Below are 19,218 nucleotides of genomic sequence, written 5' to 3'. Positions count from 1 at the left end.
CGGGAGAAACGACAGAGATTGCAATCATAAGTATCCAAAGTGTGAACTTGGACTAAGGGAAGGTGGGGAGAAAGTATGAATATTAAAGAAAAAATAAAAATTTTTATAAGTTCAAAGTGTGGAATAGAGAAATATGATATTGTGAGAGAAGCTTTAAAATGTAGGTTAGAGGATACTGGTTTCATGGATATATATGTATTTGAAGCTTCGTGTGCATATAGTAAGAGTGCGATAGATTCATATTTAGGTAAATTAGATGATTGTGATTTAGTGTTATTTTTAATTGATAATGAAGATGAAAAATTCCCGGAAGGTGTTATGAAAGAATATCTAAGAGCAAAAGATTTACATAAAAAATCAATATATTTATTTTTTAATAAACCTGAAAAAGAAGAAACAACCGTTCAAAAGAGTTTATATGGGCCTCATGGTCCTAAATTTATTTTTGTAAATAATATTAAAGAGTTTATAGCGAAAGGATATCAGAGCGTAATTGAGGACATTTTTTCTATATATAAGGATTATTGTAGGGGTAGATTAAATAATATGGGGATTATAGAAGAAGATATAACAAATTTAGATGATAATGTAACTGTTATATTAAATGAAATAGAAAAGTACCAGATGAAAAAAAGTCTACTAAATAGTGTTACTAATATATATAACTATTTCAAAGGAAAAAACAAGTTTTGTAGAAGACAGAAGACAGAAGACAGAAAGTCCTAATGACTTAGAGAAGAGTTTTTTATATTTCGCTAAATTAATATCATGTGAGGAAGAATTTAAAGATGCTGAATTTAATGATTTAATAAATTTGATAATAGACTCTCACGTAGAGGTTAATAAAGAAGTAGTGAGAAAGAAATGGGAAAGCATTAAATATTGTTATAATGATAATGTACAAGGGGCTATTAATAGTTTAGATGAAGCATATAAAGAAGGGATAAAGGAAAAAGTAGCTGAATGGATTCTTAATGATATATTAATAGATAAGGGAAATTTAGAATACTTATCAAATAATATAAATAATGTTTTTAATGAGAGTCAGGCACAAAATACTTTAAAAAAAAATCAAAACATATTATATTATCCAGTTTTAGATAGGTTAGCACAAGAAATATATAAGATCATAATTGAAGAAAAAACCAAGGCAGAAATGAGCACACCATATACTTCACATGTAGGAACGGGAATAGATAAAATTTTAGAGAGTGTTAGTGAGTATTTTATATGGGCAGTTTATTATGGATCATATACTCATATAAAGATAGTGAGAAGACTATTACAAGATATATTTTATAATTTTTATAAAATATACAATACGAATGAATGGGGATTTGAGGCATTAAGGTACAGCATTTTAAATGAGAATTCAAAGTTTATTAAGGATATTTGTGATAGAAATTCAAATGTTATTGCAGTATGTAGCAGGGATAAGATAGAAGCGTTGTATTATTTATCAGACAAAATGGATGGAAAATACAGTAAGATTAAGTTGAAAATAAATGTCTTTAACTACCTTGGATATTATTTTTCAGATGATGGTTATAGTAATATAGAAAACGAAATTTTTAACATATTTAATGAATGGTTATATTCTAATAATTCAAGTTTATTTTTAGGACAAGATGTTTTTAAATCAATACTATCTAATGTACATAGAATTAATAAAAGAAAAATAGTGGGATTCTTAATTGCAGTACTTAATAAAAAATATTATAGGTTTTATGATGATGTATTTAAAATAATTACGCTAATTCCTAATAATGAAATAGATGAAGAAATGATTAAAGAAATAATTGATATAGTAATAAATATAGTAAAAGATAAAGAACAAAAGGCAAGATATAATAAATTGGAATATTGTATAATTTATTTAAGAAAAACAAGAATAGAACACAGTAAGATAATAGATGAGATTATAGATGAATACTGGGATGAAATAAAAGAATCTTATATTTTAGAGGTTTCAGAAAATGATAATGAATATTATAATTCAATAATGAAGTATTTAGAAGAAATTAAACATAGAAATGTTGTTCAAGGAAATGGAGTATATTATGGATATGGATATAATCCTGAAGATATAATTAAACAAATTTTAATGATTTCAAATGCTAATATATTAGATGATAATTTGTTGCAAATAATTACTGATACATGTAAAGAATGTTTAATGAAGGAAAAACAAACAATATCTGAAAAAATAAGCTGTATACAATTATTAATTTACTTGAAAAATATTTCAGTAGAACAAAACTTAATATTTGATTGGAATACGTACTATAACTTATTAGAAGAAGAAAAATTATTGCAGGGATATGTTGATGGTTTGTTTGATAAAGATAGTAACTTAACACTTAGTGGCAATTATGTAATGTATAAAATTATCAATGGTAATGGAGCGGTAACAGAGCTGTTAGAGTTATTAAGTTACTATAATGATAATAATGTATATGAAAATATAAAAATTCTTGAAGCTATAAAATCTTTTTTGCATAATAGTGAAAAACTGGAAATTAAAAAAGAGATTTATATTATATTATTACAATTTGTATCTAGATATATTAGTGATAAGAATTATGAAGTGAAATATAGAACTGCTAATTGTTTATTTGAATTTATTGGAAAATTCACTGATGAAGTTGTACACAAATATATTAGTATAATTAGTAACGATTTAGACTATAGAGTAAAATTAGCTATATTAAATAATATAGACAAGCAGCAAAAGAAAAGTATATTTAAATATGTTATAGAAAAATATTCAGTAGATAATAACTATTTAGTTAGAGAGAGAGCAAAAGCATATGATAAATATAGTTTTTAATTAGTGGAGTTTAAATGTCGTGCTTCGCCTCCACCAATAGAACATCCTAATTGTGGGCGAAATCATCAACCAAGGTTACATAGATTTTGTTGGAGATTATTTTGACACTAAGGATAACAAACTCAATCGTTCCTCCTTCGGAAGCACCTCTTGGGTGATTATATTTACATATATGTAAAAATAAGATAAAATACCATAGATATGTCTATAGTCGAAAGATCTATTATAACTACGTATCATAAAGTATACAATTTGATACACTGTTAGCATTACCATACATCAACATATTTGAAGTATCATAATATATGCATATGACATTTAATACGTATCACTAAAAAGTGCTTACATTAAGAGTCGCATATGATATAATATACTTAGTTAATTATTTAAAGAGAGGTATTAATTATATGAGGGTATATGGTTATCATAGAACATCTACACAAGAACAACATTTAGATAGAGGTATAAATGCAATTAAAGAATATTGTACTATAAATAACATGGAACTAGAATACACATTTACCGACCAAGCTACAGGAAAGAATTTTAATAGACCAGACTATGTTCAACTTAAGAAACAAGCTAAGAAAAATGATATTATAATTATAAGTGAAGTTGACAGATTAGGTAGAAATAAACAAAGCACACTAGATGAATTAAGATACTTTAAGGACAATGGAATAAGAATTATGATATTGGAGCTTCCTACTACATTAGTTAATTATAGTAGTATGAAAAATGATATGGCTGAAATGATGATGGAAACAATTAATAATATGCTGATAGAAATGTATGCTTCATTTGCCCATGCTGAAATGATGAAAAGACAAAAGAGACAAACAGAAGGGATTCAAGCCATGAAGGATAGAGGGGAATGGGATAATTACGGTAGACCAACTACAATTAAGATAAACGATAACTTCAAGATTATATATAAACAATGGAAAAATGGAGAAATAACAGCAGTTAAATCAATGGAATTGAACAATATGTCTAAAGCTACATTCTATAGGAAGGTTAAAGAGTATGAAGGTAGATAGGTTATAGTTAATGAAGCTCTGGGTTAATCTCAGAGCTTCATTTTTACCTAATTTTACAAATGTTGCAGGAAAAGATAGATTTATGTTGAATTAATATGTTAAAGTACGCAATAGAATGTACTATAAGCAAGAAAATAATATACTGTAGATAATGTCTATAATGGGAAGTGTGCGCCTTATTTCCGAACAATCTATATAGAAATATATAATAAAATCGGACTACTAGTGAAAGATAAAAGCAAGTAGAACTCGTCATTTGAATCGGTAGGGGAAGTACCTGCCTGACCCCGTGTGAGGGGTTACAAAATTTCTAATACTCCGACGTGCCCAAACAATATCATGTTTGATGTGCGAAGCTCGGTGAAGTTGCGAAAAATGTTATCTGTGATGATAGTAAGTACGCTGGAAGCTAAAAAACAGTCATGCTTAGAATGTCTTAAAGACTGACGAATACCCGAAAGTACGGCTCGTAAATTATAGGGTTTCAAATAAGAAGAAACTCGCCTCATGTGAGGTGCTGTCGTTGATTTACATATACTTCCATGGAATTCAACTGAAAACCGTAAAGGTCCAAGGCTTTTAATATTAAAATCACACTGATTAAAAGCGGCAGTCGGGTTAAAGGGTAGAGCTAAAACTGCTATGTAAAGCTAAAGTGACGGGAACAAGGGAACTGCAATAGGATACGTAAAAAAAAAAAAAAACGTAATGGGTGATATACCAATTCTAACCAATAGGAAATGATTGGTGAAATTGCAGGGCAGCAGCCTGTAGTAGTGATGAAGCTTCCGTAATGGTGGTAGAGTGAAGGGGCATAGTCTATACAGTAAAACATGTAACCAGTCTGTCAAGGAAGCCGTAGGCAAAACTGACTAAAACCATAAATACCAAATCCAAAGGAGGCGGTGAATGTGGCACAAAAATTTGACTACCTAAAATCTGAAACAAGATTGCGAAAAACACTAGATGAGTTATATAATACTTCAAAATTAGCGAAATTAGAAGGTAAAAGACCCTCGATTAGAGGGCTAGTTGAAATCATGGCATCAGAAACAACAATAGTTACTGCAATACACAATATTAAGTCCAACAAAGGTAGTAAGACCCCTGGAATTGATTCGAAAACAATGCAGAAGGATTATTTGGAAAAACCCTATGAATGGGTTATAGAAGATATTCAAAGTGCGTTTATAAGATTCATTCCACAGAAAATTAGACGTGAGTATATTGATAAACCAGGAAAAGCAGAAAAACGACCATTGGGTATCCCTTCTATAAGAGATAGGATTGTACAAGAGTGTATAAGGATAGTGCTTGAACCAATTCTTGAAGCACAATTCTTTAATCACTCATATGGGTTTAGACCTATGAGAGATGCACAAATGGCAACGCAACGATTGACTGATTTAGTTCATAAAACAGGATATTATTGGGTAGTAGAAGGGGATATATGTAAATGTTTTGAAAAAATTAATCATGGCATATTACTCAAACGCTTGTATCACATGGGGATTAAAGATAGACGAATACTCCAAATCATTAAAGCTATGCTTAAAGCAGGTATTGTGGGTGAATGTGAAATTAATAAAGATGGAACTCAACAGGGTTCAATAATTTCACCGTTACTAGCAAATGCCTATTTGGATATGTTAGATGAATGGCTATCTAAACAATGGGAGAACAAATCTACCAACTTTAATTACTCCATCCAATGGGGAAAGATGTCTGCATTACGAAAAAGGTCAAACTTAATACCCGCATATCTGGTAAGATATGCAGACGACTTTTGTGTAATAACAGATAGCAGAGAACATGCTAATTTCTTAAAAGGTAAAATACAAGAATTTTTATATAATGATATGAAACTAAGCCTATCAAATGAAAAAACGCTAATAACTGATATACGGAAGAACTATATACATTTTCTAGGATGCGAATACAAAGTGGTTAAAGGCAGAGCAAAGAAAGGCTACATTACAAGAACAATGCCTGACAGAATTCGCTTAAAATCTAAAGTAGACTCTATTTGTGAAGAGATTAAGAATATCCATATTCATTCTAGCAGGGAGCAGGTTATACATAATATTAATTTGACTAATAGCAAAATACGGGGATTAATAAACTATTATAGTAATTGTTCATGGGTAAATGTAGTTATGCAAAAGTTTGCACATAGAGTAGCAATTGTTGCTAGCCAAAGTTTGAGGAAATATAAAGGCTCGTGGATACCAGCTAATGAAACCCAAAATCTCAATAATGTTCATATGGATTACAGTCAGAAAATTCCTGCTATAAAATATGGTGATATCTATATCGGAGTAACAAATTTAGCATTTTGTAAGTGGAAAAGAATATTTCAAAAAAACCAAAATGAAAATCCTTTTACAGAAGAAGGGCGTCAGATATATTTTAAACGAACAAAGAAAAAACGACGAGATGCAAGATTAGAAGAAATATTAACTGAAAAGACATCTATGTTAATAGGCAATGGTATGACCGATAAGAACTACAACTTTGAATACTATATGAACCGAGCCTACGCACTAAATCGTGACAAAGTAAAATGCAGGTGTTGTGGAAGATGGTTATATACGGGTATATTGTATACACACAGAATAAACCAACAACTGCCAATTAATAAAATAAATAAAGTATCTAATCTTGCATCAATGGATAAGGATTGTTTTGAATTAGTCAAAAATGCAACTGCTAATATTGGCCACTTAGAAACAGAAATACGCAAGAAAATAGAGAGTTTTAGGAAACGACTTGGGAATTCACATGTAAAAACAGCTGTATAGATGGAACGCCGTATGATGGGAAACTATCACGTACGGTGTGAACCGGGGGAAAGGCGACTCTGACTGCCACCTTTGGTGGTAAAAGCGGTGGCTCACCTATCGGTATTTAGATTTTTCGTGATTATATTAAAAATGCTAAAAGGAAGTGATGCTAAATGCCTAATTTATTTATAATCGGTAATGGACTTGATGTAGCTCATAAACTTAAGACTAAATACATACACTTTTATAATTATCTTTCAAAAAAGTATCCCAAAGCAAAAGGGGAAGAATTGATTATACCGGAATACCACATGGATCCAGATGGTGGTGATTATTACGATGATAATCAAATTGTTGACTTTATAAAATGTTTAATAGATATGGCTGAAGATGGTGCTGAGTGGAGAAAAGTAGAAGAATCAGTTGGGAAACTAGACCTAGGCTTATGCATGGATGAAGTTGAAAAAGTCTATGACAGGGATGGTGATTTGCTTGATTGGAAAACAGCCTATAATTATGAAGATGCTGCTTCACGTATAGTATATCCGGTACAGAGTATCACAAAATTCTTTGAAGACTGGATTAATGAAATCAGAATTAGTAAATGGAAGAAAAAAATACCGGATTTTAATAAGTTGATAAATCGTAAGAATGATTACTTTTTAACATTTAATTATACAGATACCTTAGAAATAGTATATAAGGTTCAACATGTTTGTCATATACATGGAAGACAGGGGGAAGAACTTTATTTTGGTCACGGGGTAGATTTTGATTATTATGAAGATGGACATGACCCAATTGGGACAGAATCATTTTTTCAAGACATACATAATCATTTAAAAAAGAATACAGTAAAAGCATTAAACTCACACCAAGGATTTTTTAATAATCTCATTGATGTTAGCAATATTTATTCATATGGGTTTTCTTTTTCTGATGTTGATTTGATTTATATAAAAGAAATATGTAACAAATTTGATACAAAGAATATTATGTGGTATATGAGTGATTTCAATGATATATCTGAAAGACAAGAGTTCATTAATAAGATAAATTCCTGCGGTTTTCTGGGGAGATTCGATTTGTATCACATTGATAATCCATATTATCCATATACCAATTAGGCTAATAATTGGAAGTTGCAAAATTGATATTTCTAATAGATTGTTAGAAAGTTAGCAACAAGAAATCTTCACTACATTCTAATTTCTTGAAGTACCTCCGAGGTGATGACAGAAGTTGGAAATGCAATGGACAACTTATGTTTGCTACTACTTAGAAAAATATAGAGCTTTATCTATACTAATGAAAATCACATAATAATATCTATTTGGAAATCACAAAGCATTGTATACCAATGGTTTGTTTGATAATATGAGTAGAAGTATCTATGCTTAAGAGGTTATTGAAATCCATATAAGATAAAATTAATGAAGACATACAAAGGAATCTTCGTCTAGATATCTTTCGCTAATAAAGAATATATTGTAAAGTAATATTAATGTTCCATGAGGAGTGATATATTGAAGTGGATTGAATCAAATGCAGATATTTATAAAATTGATAATGGTAAAATTGTTGAAATAGAAAATAATAATGATTTAAGTATTTTATTAAAGTTATATGCTGAAAAATTTAAATTATCTGCATATAAACTTACTGAGTATTTACTTAAATCAGCTAGTATAAGTAACCTGGATAATTATTTTTTTGCTGTTGCCTATTTGTTTAGACATAGTATTGAGTTGATTTTGAAAGCTATTATATTTAAGTATATTACCAATATAGAAGACAGAAGTGAGTTTCTAAAAAGAACAAATCATAATTTACACAATTTGTTACTTGAAATAAGACCATATATTGAAGCAGATATTAAAGTAGATGAAGTTTCGTTTTGCTGGTTATTAGAGCTATTTAGTGATATTAATGATATTGATAGAGAATCGGATTCATTTAGGTATCCATTTGGAATTTCAACAAAAAAGGATTGGCTTGGTAATAAAATATATTCAATACACCCCGTTTTTACAGAGCAAACACATATAGACTTAGTTAAATTTGGAAACAAAATGCTTATGGCATATGAATTATTGGATTCCTTATATAAGGACGGTTATGGAAAATATAAAATAAATAAAGAAATAAAACCTATTTTTCTTGAAAAAGGCGGAAGTTATTATGGACAAAGTGTTGTTGGATATAAGTATAATTCTGAAGAGTATTATCCATATGTTATGGCATACACTAATTCAGCAAAATATCTTTATGAATTAATTAGTAATGATGAGACCTTAAAAGATGGTTTATTTATACCTATGTGTTATCTATATCGTAATGCGGTTGAAATATCATTAAAGGAAACTTTATTTGAGGAATGTTCGTTTGAATTTCAAACAGCCCTAAAATTAATGAATAAGAAAAAACATAAAATTTTAGGACTATGGAATTTAATCAAAGATGAAATTGAAGAACATGCTAATCCACCTAAAGGAGACAAGACTTCTGAAAATGCATTTAAGTATATTCATCAACTTAATAGTATTGATGGAGGTGCAGATTTATTTCGATATCCATTCAGTAAAAGTTTAAATGTATATTTTAAGAAGAAGCATAAGTTTGATATTGACAATGTGAATAATTTTTTTGAAGAGTTGCTTTCTTTCTTAAGTGGAATTAATGGAATGATGTCGGCCCATAATGAAATAATGGCTGAGGTTAAATCAGAATGGGAAGCAGAGATGAGATCAGAAATGAGTAGTAATTATGATAATTATTATTAACAAGTGAGTCCACCAAAGCATGTCCTCATTAGAGTATCGGTGAAGGGTACCCCTTCTTCTTTTATATTAAGAAATGTTGGATTAAATGTATTGAATTTAGATATTGCTATATAAAGGATTTACCAGTTAATATAACATAAATAATGCATTTATATAAAAAAATGGTATAATATTAATGACAACAGGTTTAATTTTAATAGCAACAGAAAAAAGAAGGGGGAATTTAATGTGGATTTATACTATGTAAATAAAAATGCACAAACAAATGGAGACCATGAGGTTCACAAGTCTACTTGTGAGCATAAGCCTAATCAAGAAAATTGTTTATACTTAGGAGCATTTAATACATGTAAGGAAGCTGTAAAAGAGGCTAAAAAACATTATACAAAAAGTAATGGTTGTTATTATTGTTGTAATGAATGTCATACTAGCTAAAAAAGAGAAGGGAGTACCTAGTTTTAGGTGCTTCTTTTAGTTATATTTATAAAGAGTTAATATTTTACGTAAAAGAGATAAGGACATATATGATGAAAATACTATAAAAGAAGTTGATAACTATATAAAAAAACTAAAAGATATATCAAAAGATATATTAGAAGAGAGTACTAAAAAAAAGAATAAAAGATATAGAATTAGATTTAAGTTCATATATTGTCTAAAATGCGTAGTCCCCGAAATTAACACTTAATTCATGAAAGTCGAGCATACCGTAGGTATGCTACAGCTTTTAATAGGTTTGTATTTACTCATCTAGAAATTAATCAAAGTCTCAAGAAAGGTGTAGATTAGGATGAAAAATAAGAAATCAAAGAGAAGGAAGAAATCAAAGAGAAGGAAGATATCAAACAGAAGGAAGATATCAAACACTAATAACAAAAATATAAAAAAAAATCTAAGCAAGGTATCTTTATTTAAAGTGATTATACAAAAAAATATATTAAATTTTGTATGTATATTTTTAAATTTACTAAAACTAATAGTTAGAAAACGAAAAAAACCGTTGCAAACTAAAATACAAAAATTTAAAAATGAATATAGTACACCGCTCAAGATATTAAGGCAATTTTCAAAGTTTCCAATGATATTATTATTTGCTTATCTCATTTCAAACCAGTATTATAAGGAAAGTCCCGAACTATTAAATATTATTTCTCCAATAACTAGTATTATCATATTTTATTTTTATACTAAAGAAATAACTCAACTTCTTAGAGAAAGTCGTAAATATGGAAACAAAGAGAATACTGATATAAAATATGTATACATATTATTTGCAATATTTTACTGCCTAATGGTAGTATTATCGTTAGTTAAAGATTCAGTAAATGAAATATTTAATACTAAACAATGGTTAATAACGAATTTTACACTAGACAAAACTAATGTTGATTTACTATTTAAATTGACTTGGAGTGCGTCCAATAGCTTAAAAGAATCTATCTTAGCTGCCATCATATTTGATACTGCTTTCCAAATGTTTAATTACGATATAAAGGATGAGCAAAGAAAATATCTAAATTTATTAACAGAAAATGGAAAGTTGTATGTACTTCCAGAAGAAAAATCAGAAGAATACCCTAAAGTTTGGTATATCCGCGGTGAAGCATGTTCAGATTTAGTAGATAATTTAGGAATTCATAAATTCAGTACTTCTAATAAATATAATATTGATTGCACTAATGATAATTGTTATAGGATATTGATGGATCGTAAGAAACTAAGCCTTGATGATCAGAATTGTTGCTATCATGGTGGTGATAGTGATTATATTAACGGTGACTACTATTTTTATTTTGTACTTATAGATTTTGAGAATTGCTTTCAATATGGTATTAGTAAAGAAGATATATATAAGATTATTAGAAATAAGTTAATTGAGTTTCCTAGTGGGTTAAAAGTATATGAACGGAATTATGAAGCAAATATTAATAAATGCATTACAGAAATAAATATCTATAGAGATACATTGTAAGTGAACTAAACAATACATTTTATATAGTTGGTAAACTGTCGTATAAGAATCTGACACGTCGTAAATACTTAAACTATATACAAATATCATTGCGATTTGAACTTCTAATTATTCTTAGCGAATTATACGAAGTTAGGCGCGAAAAAAAGCTCAAACCCTAGATAAGAGTCTGAGTGTAAAAAAATATAGAAGTACGCCTAACTTTGGATAATTAAAATAGCACGAAACCGCGGTAGTATAATTAGAACTTATGGGGATTGAATAACCCCACCCCTACCTAACTTAATGGATTAATTGAGGATATAGTTAAAATCAAAGTGATAACCATATAAAAACACCATTACATCTAGATATATAGACATAGTTTCCCCCTCCCCATAAAATAGCACACTCTTAATATTATGCAGTTTGTAAAGAGTTAGGAGGAGATTTAGAAAATAAAGTATGACGGCTAAGTTTGTTCGAACCACATCGTGGGCACTTGGATATATCTCTTCCCGTAATCTTTTGGATTAATTGGAGTGTTGATATTTTCTCTTTAAGTAAAATAGGTGTATTAGTAAGGTGTTTGCAAAGCTTAAGTTTGGTAGTTTTGTTTCGATTTCCTAGTAAACCATAGTGTCTTATTTTCATAAATCCACTTGGAAGTATATGAATTAGAAACCTACGGATAAACTCATCAGCAGAAACAGTCATTAACTTACATTTGCTACTATCTTTGTAATCGCGCCATTTGAATGTAACATTGCCATTTTCAATATTAACGATACGATTATTTGATATAGCAACTCTGTGAGTATATCTACCTAAATATTCGACTACACATGCAGCTTCTTTAAAAGGTGGTTTGCAGTAAACAATCCACTCTTTAGAATATACAGAGGAAAGTAGGTTTTTAAATTCATTATCATTACAAAGATATTGTTGACTACCATGAAATTCAAGCTTATTTTGGGAGTATAATTGTTTGAGATAATATAAAAATTTGCCTCTGAATTTGCGAGATAGCACTTTAACAGGGATGAAAAACTTCTTTCTGCTATTTATCCATTTTCCTATTGAAGATAATCCTCCACCGGGTACAATACAATGAATATGAGGATGGTGCATAAGGTTTTGTCCCCAAGTATTATCCCGATGTCGGGATAATACTTGTTATTCCTACTTTTTTATTATTCCGATTTTAATGTATACAAAGTTGAAAATATGAAGATATGGTTATCTATGCTGTTATTTTCTTTATAAAATCGGAATAATATTATCTTAATCCATAGAGCTTTCGGATGAGTGCTTCGCTGTTTTCGCTTTTCCAACAGGGTTTTTCTTCTATGCCCATAAGTGGATTCATTTTATTAGTTGCTTTTTTTATGGCATCACGTTTCATTTCTGTATCGGCATATGCATAAATTTGAGTGGTTTCCAGTTGTGCATGACCCAGCCATTCTGACAACAAAGGTAGCGGCATTCCTGCCCTGTAAAGATGAATTGCTCGCGAGTGTCGCCACATATGTGGATGTACATTATCTGGGACTTCACTGCATTCAATCTTTGCTCTACGGCTATAGATGTCCATAAATCTAGCTACATTGTCGTCAGACATCTGTTGAATCATTTCATGCCTTACTGTATAAAACAAATATTTGTCAGGATTATTATCTAGATGATAAGTTTTCACATATTTCTTAAAATGCTCAACGGTTTTTGGCATGATCGGTAAGACTCTCTGTTTGTTGCCTTTACCTGTTACGTGAACACATGGAGTTTTGGAATCAGCATCAAAATTTCTAAGGTGTAGATCCAATATCTCACGGTCTCTTATACCTGTATCATACATGAGAATCATGAAGAACTGATCCCGAATTCCTTTATCCGTCGTAATATCCGGTTGTTTCATAATCGCCTTTACGGCTTCTTCAGACATGTATTTCACTACTGTATTCTTATAGGTATCGTTCTTGAGCGGAACTTTTAATATTTCATTTCTATAAGCCATAAGGGTAAAATCCATTGTACTTGCATACTTATAAAACGAACGTATACAGGCCAATCTTAAGTTTCTTGTGGATACGCTGCAATGACGTTCAGTTTCAATCCAGTCAAGAAAACAGAAAAGAATTTGGCTATTTATTTTTGAAAACGATATGTCCGCCATGCGAATTCCTTTAACTTTTGTGATGTAATCAAAAAAAAGATTTAAAGTTTCTTTGTATGATTTAACCGTGTTGCTACTTAAATGTTTCTGAATTGGCATATATATTTTTAGAAAATCATGAATTAACCGGAATAATCCTTCATCATTGAGTTTTTTCATCACATCTGTACCTCCGGTATTAAATCCGAGAAACGTTTCCAATCTATTGCTTTTGAATGTATAAGTCTTTCAGGAAGTAGGTGAATATAATAAGATGTTTGTGAAAAGTCATAGTGTCCCATATATTTACTCAAGTAAGGTAGAACGGCACATAGATCCCTTCCTTCATCAAGCCATTTCATAAACTTTCTTGTAGCATAATTATGACGTAGATCATACACACGTGGTTTTCTGCTCCCACAGAAACCAATTATGCCTGTATTTGCGCAGCATTTCTTAAAATGATCTATTAATGACTGCTTGCTAATAATTGTACCTTTTGAATTAGTAAAGAAGTACTCCCGATTTATCAATACTGATTTAATTATTTCTTCGTATTTATTACACAGTAGTAGCATGTCTTTCGACATTATTACAATACGATCTTTATATGCTTTGCTTTCACGTATATAAATTCTCCCAGTTACCAGATTTACATCTGTGCATTTAATATTTCTTACTTCACCCGGTCTTAAACCGCAGGTGTAGATTAATCGATAAATAACAGGTACAACATAGTGATTGTATTGTGCATTTTTACTCCGAGAAAAGATGTCAGCGGCATTGAAGAATGCTTTTAATTCACAATCTGTAAAGATATATGGCTCAAACCTTTGGGTTTTACTTAGGAATTCAGAAGGATAGATATACGCCTCAATTCCAATAGTATTTAGATATTTTCCCAATTCCCGAATAGCAATCATTCTTCTTCTGAATCCATTGGCCTGTTCCCGAGGATGTAACTGCGACCATTTCAAAACTAGTTCCTTTGTCAGACGAGTTTCTTGAGGATAATGTTCGAAGCAAAACTTGTCAATCATTCTTAAGTATGGTTCATAGGTAACTCTGGAGTATCCTAAAGATTCCTTGTATTTTATCATGGCTTCCATTGATGTTGCTAATTCGCTTTCAAATAATGTATTCATGAATATATCCCCATCTCAATAGGGATGAATTCAAAACCAAGTGCGCATTCAGAAAGTTTTCGCTCGTTCATCGAAAGATACGGTTTGGCTGAATTCATAGATTTATGCCCCAGTACCTGTGAAATAGTCGAAAGTGGAATATCAGATTCTAGCATCCATGTTGCCATTGATCTGCGTAAAGCATGAAAACTTTTTCCATCATATGCTTTATGGTCAATGTTTGCCATCCTCATATATTTTACAATAATAATGCCTACAGAATGGTTATTACCTAGTTTTGTATATGGAGAAAGGCTTCTTAAAAAGATATGTTCCGATTTAGATTCAGGTCTCCCATGCAATATATAATCTGCTATTGCGTTGCCTGTATCAGATTCCAGTGGAAGAGATAAATAACCACCTGTCTTCTTCTGGATGATATTGATTTTGTCATTAATCCAATCAATATCTTTAAACTTCAGATTTGCAATATCTATAGCGCGTAGCCCAGTATGTGAAGCGAGATATATTATTGCGTAATCACGTTTGCCATCTGGTGATTTTCTGTCTGTTTGATTCATCATCAACATTACTTCATCATGAGTAAAACAAGGTGACACACTTTTTCTAGCTGTCACTGGTTTCTGTAATGGAGCTGTTAAATTTTTATTTGTTACAATGCTACTGTTAACAAGAAAATCAACAAAAACGTGCAATGCATGAACAGTATGTCCCATGTCACCCTTATTAAATGGATAGATAAATGATAGATATTCTGTCAAATCGCTTGAAGTTAACAACAAAAAATCTTCCTGACCACGGCTCTCAAGAAAGCTCATAAATCTTCTGATTTTTGAATTTATATGTCTCTTGGTTTCAGTGCTTCGGTACAAAGTACTTAAGAATTTATCTATACACTTTTCAAAATATGAATTGACCTTAAACTCAGGTCCTGACCCATAGAACCTCCACTGAAATGTGCCCGTCTGATAGACTTCAATAAGTATTTTCACAGATCTAATCAGTACCGTATAGTAACAATTCCCTATTAATTTGCACCTTAACCGCGTCTCCTGATACTTTTGATAGCATTCCAATAAATCAATATTAAACAAAGTTTCACCATGCTCAGCAAAATATTTTTGAATATTACTAAAGTGACGATTGTTGAATGTCGTTAAATTAGATTTACCTATACCTAACGATTCCATTAAAATTAAAGCCCTTTGGATTGTTTGATCCAATGTTACTTGTTTCATAATAATACCTCCTATTTTAATGGTTATTTTAACCATATATTAAAATAGTTAATCGTCAAATGATGTTAATATATTATTCCGATTTTTTTTATAAAGTCCTGTTCTAATCGTTTAAAAACAATGGGTTTAAGAAAATAATGATAACATCGGAATAATAAAAAAGTAGGAATAACAAGTATGTAAAATAGAGGTAAATCCAAGCGTTGCACCTAGATATTTTTTGTCAGATGCTAATTCTGTAAGAGTTTCAGCGACAGCTTTAAATAAAATAGTATAAAGCTCCTTTTGATTTTGATATACTATCAAATTTATGGTATCTGGAATGGTAAATACCACATGAAAGTATCCAACGTCAAGTAAATTACTTTTTTGATTATCAATCCAACGTTCCTTAGCAAGACTTTGACATTTAGGGCAGTGTCTATTGCGACAAGAGTTATAAGAAATTTGAGTATTGCCACAGCTTTCACAATTGTCTATATGACCGCCTAACTGGGCAGTCCTACACTTTTCAATTGCAGACATAGCTTTGAGTTGGGCAAGCGTAAGCTTATGTTTTTCACGATATTCTGTGCCATATTGTTGAAAAATATCTTGGACCTCAATCATTGTTCTTCTCCATTTTTTTTGTTTGATTTTTTCAACATGTCGAGGGGACTTTTTACATTTAAGGATTCAATCTTTACCATATGTAAATAAAAACAGGTTGTACTAATATCGGAATGACCAAGAAGCTGTTTAATATGAAATATGCTTGTTCCAGACTCAAGTAGGTGGGTAGCAAAACTGTGCCTCATAGAATGGACCGTAACTGATTTAGTTATATTTGCTTTATTAATGTATTTGTGAAATATATTCTGTACTGATCTAGGATTAATATGCGTGCCGGTATTTATTCTGCTATAAAAAAGCCATTCTTTAGGATGGTATGATTTCCAGTAATCTCTTAGTATTTCTAGATTATCTTGTGAAAGTAATGCATATCTATCTTTGGAGCCTTTACCATTGCGTATAAATAGTTGCATTTTATTACTATCAATATCTGAAACTTTTAGACAAGAGACTTCGCTAAGTCTTAATCCGGCGCCGTAAATAGTCATTAAGATGCATTTATCTCTTAAATTATCACAGGCATTAAAGAGGCTTTGAATTTCTTCTTGAGTAAGAATATTGGGGAATTTACGATGTCTACGGTGACGAGGTATTTGTTTGCAGTTTAAATTAGTATTTAAGGTTACACCATACAAAAAACGAAGCCCACTATTATAGGAATTAACACTTCCAGAGGCAAGTTTTTTTTCAGTTGTAAGGAAGTGAAGAAATTCTCTAATGTCTTTTTCATTAAGTTCAGTTGCGGGTTTATCAAAGTGATTTTGAAATATTTTGCATTTGGTATAGTACTCATCCTGAGTATGTTTGCTTAAACCTCGGAGTTCTACATCAAACATTAACTTTTCTAAAACTTGTTCTTTTGTCATAAATAAAACATCTCCTTTAAAACTATAATTCTTTCCATTTTAAAGGGTATATATACCAAAAACTGATATACTTAGATTATCAGCTCTGGAGAAATTAAAGAAACTATGTTTTGAATACCACCGCGCTAGCGGTTTAGTGCTATTCTTATATTAGGAAGTTGAAAATATTTTAACACTCAACAATGTGAGCTATGGGTTCTAGAGCGATGATGAATATTTTTATGAAAAGTGGACAAACTACTTAATATATTTAACCAATTAAATATATCTCTTCTCCTAAGAGTCTATTGATACTAGACTCTTTTTTTTATTTTTAAATATAGGTTGATATTTAAAAGATTTGTCAATAATTTAGAGAGTTAAGGGGGGTTATTTGTATGCGTAACAATATAAAAGTTGATCTTACTTATTTAGATGATATTGAAATATACAAATTTCTATTACAAGATAGAATTTCGAACTTTTCATCGGGGTTTTGGTCTAATAGAAGTGCACAAGAAGAAAAAGACGTTGCTATTAAGTTATTGAGATATTTAATTGATGATATACTCAAATTTAATAAAGAAGATGTAAAAAGAGAAGTATCAAAGAGGTTCTTAACCAAGTACAAGCTTCATACTGCCTCGAAGTTATTTGGGCGTTCCGCTATTCGTTATATACTATGTACTTATCCAGAAGTGAAATATCAACCTTGGTAATTTAAGCAAGATAAAGTACCTCAAAGTTACTGGACAAAAGAAGAGAATAGAGTTGATGCTTTAAAATACCTATTTGAAGTTGAAATGCAGTGGAATACAGAGGATGTAAAAGAAAAATTATCTTGGATTGTTCTTGAAGAAAATGGGTTAGGTACGTTGCATAGCTATTATCCTAGTTTATTTAAGATATTTAAAGCAGTATATCAAATTGATATATGTCCCTGGGAAATAATAAATAGTGAAGTTCCTAATGGTACATGGGAAAGTGAAAGTAATAGGATTAGTGCTGTGAAATGGTTGATCCTAAGAATGAAAGTACAAAATGAACAAATTGACAGAAAGTCTTTTGCCAAATATGGATTAAGCATGTTGTTAGGTAAGTATTATAGTGATAATGTAACAAGAGCTATAAGAGAAGCACTTGATGTTGAATCATAGTTTTTGTAAAAGATATATTTGTAAGCAGAGTGCTTTTGAAAAAAAATAGCACATTAGCAAACATTTATTTGTTTATATTAAAATATATGTATGATAAAATTATTGTAAATCAAGTATAAAATATGTTCTAAGGGGATCAGTATGGGAAATAAAAAAGAGTATTTAAGTTTCGTTTTGGGATTAATGCTTATGTTCAGTGTATTATTATAATAAAGAACTATGGTGTTAAGATTTAAAAATGAGGAGGTAATTAGCATGAATTGTATGCTATGTAAAGCTAATTTAGTTGAAGGAAATGTTAATCATATAGTGGATTTTGGTGGATATATAATTATAATTAAAGGTGTGCCAGCTGATATTTGTAAACAATGTGGTGAGTATTATTTAAAAAATGATATAGCTGTAAAACTTGAAAAAATAATTGAAGATGTAAAAGAGAATAAAGAAGAAATATTAGTTGTTAATTATTAGGAAATGGTAGCTAAACTAGTGAAATAAATGAAGGAAGATTATAACATAGAAAAATGGAAAAGATAATAAACGAAATCTATTAATTAAATAGTTGAAATATCGGGCACTTATAATAGGAAAGATAATAGAAATAAAAAAGGAGACAAAGTGTTTGGAAAAGGAACTATTTAAGGAGTTTCAGTCATTTAATTTGCTTTAATAGCAGAATCTT

Annotated in this window: 15 protein-coding genes and 2 pseudogenes; 11 read left to right on the top strand and 6 right to left on the bottom strand. The window is 30.2% G+C overall.

The window, feature by feature from the left end; translation table 11 throughout:
* The first annotated feature begins 75 nt into the window (after window positions 1–75).
* From G9F71_RS16285 to G9F71_RS16250, 8 genes are all read left to right on the top strand, one after another.
* Window positions 76–726, top strand: a complete 651-nt coding sequence (locus G9F71_RS16285) for a hypothetical protein (RefSeq protein ID WP_164950930.1) — start codon at window positions 76–78, stop codon at window positions 724–726.
* The gene (locus G9F71_RS16280) at window positions 647–2,830 is read left to right on the top strand and encodes a hypothetical protein (RefSeq protein WP_164950931.1); all 2,184 of its coding nucleotides are present in this window, start codon (window positions 647–649) and stop codon (window positions 2,828–2,830) included. The genes G9F71_RS16285 and G9F71_RS16280 overlap by 80 nt, the downstream gene beginning before the upstream one ends.
* A 407-nt stretch (window positions 2,831–3,237) precedes the next feature.
* Entirely contained in the window at window positions 3,238–3,870 is a 633-nt protein-coding gene (locus G9F71_RS16275; RefSeq protein WP_164950932.1) for a recombinase family protein, read from the top strand.
* Window positions 3,871–4,781: 911 nt separating this feature from the next.
* On the top strand, window positions 4,782–6,671 hold the full coding sequence (locus tag G9F71_RS16270; protein ID WP_164950933.1) for a reverse transcriptase domain-containing protein: 1,890 nt from the start codon (window positions 4,782–4,784) through the stop codon (window positions 6,669–6,671).
* A 155-nt stretch (window positions 6,672–6,826) separates the two neighbouring features.
* Entirely contained in the window at window positions 6,827–7,780 is a 954-nt protein-coding gene (locus G9F71_RS16265) for a bacteriophage abortive infection AbiH family protein (protein WP_164950934.1), read from the top strand.
* Window positions 7,781–8,179: 399 nt separating this feature from the next.
* Entirely contained in the window at window positions 8,180–9,436 is a 1,257-nt protein-coding gene (locus tag G9F71_RS16260; protein ID WP_164950935.1) for a hypothetical protein, read from the top strand.
* Window positions 9,437–9,664: 228 nt separating this feature from the next.
* Window positions 9,665–9,871 (top strand): hypothetical protein, encoded by a 207-nt coding sequence (locus G9F71_RS16255; protein ID WP_164950936.1) that lies wholly within the window; start codon window positions 9,665–9,667, stop codon window positions 9,869–9,871.
* Between the two features lie 355 nt (window positions 9,872–10,226).
* The gene (locus G9F71_RS16250) at window positions 10,227–11,408 is read left to right on the top strand and encodes a hypothetical protein (protein ID WP_164950937.1); all 1,182 of its coding nucleotides are present in this window, start codon (window positions 10,227–10,229) and stop codon (window positions 11,406–11,408) included.
* Window positions 11,409–11,807: 399 nt separating this feature from the next.
* Here G9F71_RS16250 and G9F71_RS16245 read toward each other — a convergent pair.
* The 6 genes and pseudogenes from G9F71_RS16245 to G9F71_RS16220 form a co-directional block, all read right to left on the bottom strand.
* A pseudogene (locus tag G9F71_RS16245) lies at window positions 11,808–12,539 on the bottom strand (transposase); the annotation flags it as partial.
* 127 nt (window positions 12,540–12,666) lie between these two features.
* Window positions 12,667–13,719, bottom strand: coding sequence for a tyrosine-type recombinase/integrase (locus tag G9F71_RS16240; protein ID WP_224626679.1), 1,053 nt, complete (start codon window positions 13,717–13,719; stop codon window positions 12,667–12,669).
* On the bottom strand, window positions 13,719–14,684 hold the full coding sequence (locus tag G9F71_RS16235) for a tyrosine-type recombinase/integrase (protein ID WP_224626362.1): 966 nt from the start codon (window positions 14,682–14,684) through the stop codon (window positions 13,719–13,721). Before G9F71_RS16235 ends, G9F71_RS16240 begins: the two co-directional genes overlap by 1 nt.
* Window positions 14,681–15,922, bottom strand: coding sequence for a site-specific integrase (locus G9F71_RS16230; protein WP_224626360.1), 1,242 nt, complete (start codon window positions 15,920–15,922; stop codon window positions 14,681–14,683). The genes G9F71_RS16235 and G9F71_RS16230 overlap by 4 nt, the downstream gene beginning before the upstream one ends.
* 174 nt (window positions 15,923–16,096) lie before the next feature.
* Window positions 16,097–16,531, bottom strand: a pseudogene (locus G9F71_RS16225) (transposase zinc-binding domain-containing protein); the annotation flags it as partial.
* Window positions 16,528–17,400 carry a tyrosine-type recombinase/integrase gene (locus tag G9F71_RS16220; RefSeq protein WP_224626364.1) on the bottom strand — a complete coding sequence of 291 codons (873 nt, stop codon included), beginning with the start codon at window positions 17,398–17,400 and terminating at the stop codon, window positions 16,528–16,530. The gene G9F71_RS16220 and the pseudogene G9F71_RS16225, both read right to left, overlap by 4 nt.
* 377 nt (window positions 17,401–17,777) lie before the next feature.
* On the opposite strand from G9F71_RS16220, the gene G9F71_RS16215 reads away from it, so the two are divergent.
* The 3 genes from G9F71_RS16215 (at window position 17,778) to G9F71_RS16205 (ending at window position 19,007) form a co-directional block, all read left to right on the top strand.
* A complete protein-coding gene (locus G9F71_RS16215) occupies window positions 17,778–18,098 on the top strand; it encodes a DUF4046 domain-containing protein (RefSeq protein ID WP_164950116.1) in 321 nt (106 codons plus the stop codon).
* An 84-nt stretch (window positions 18,099–18,182) separates the two neighbouring features.
* Window positions 18,183–18,536: a hypothetical protein gene (locus tag G9F71_RS16210; RefSeq protein ID WP_164950117.1), complete on the top strand. Its 354-nt coding sequence runs from the start codon at window positions 18,183–18,185 to the stop codon at window positions 18,534–18,536.
* Between the two features lie 255 nt (window positions 18,537–18,791).
* Window positions 18,792–19,007, top strand: coding sequence for a type II toxin-antitoxin system MqsA family antitoxin (locus G9F71_RS16205; protein WP_164950118.1), 216 nt, complete (start codon window positions 18,792–18,794; stop codon window positions 19,005–19,007).
* Window positions 19,008–19,218: the final 211 nt, after the last annotated feature.

Source organism: Clostridium sp. FP2 (assembly GCF_011065955.2).
Classification (GTDB): Bacteria; Bacillota; Clostridia; order Clostridiales; family Clostridiaceae; genus Clostridium_AD; species Clostridium_AD tagluense.
This window is presented reverse-complemented; position numbering and strand designations above follow the sequence as displayed.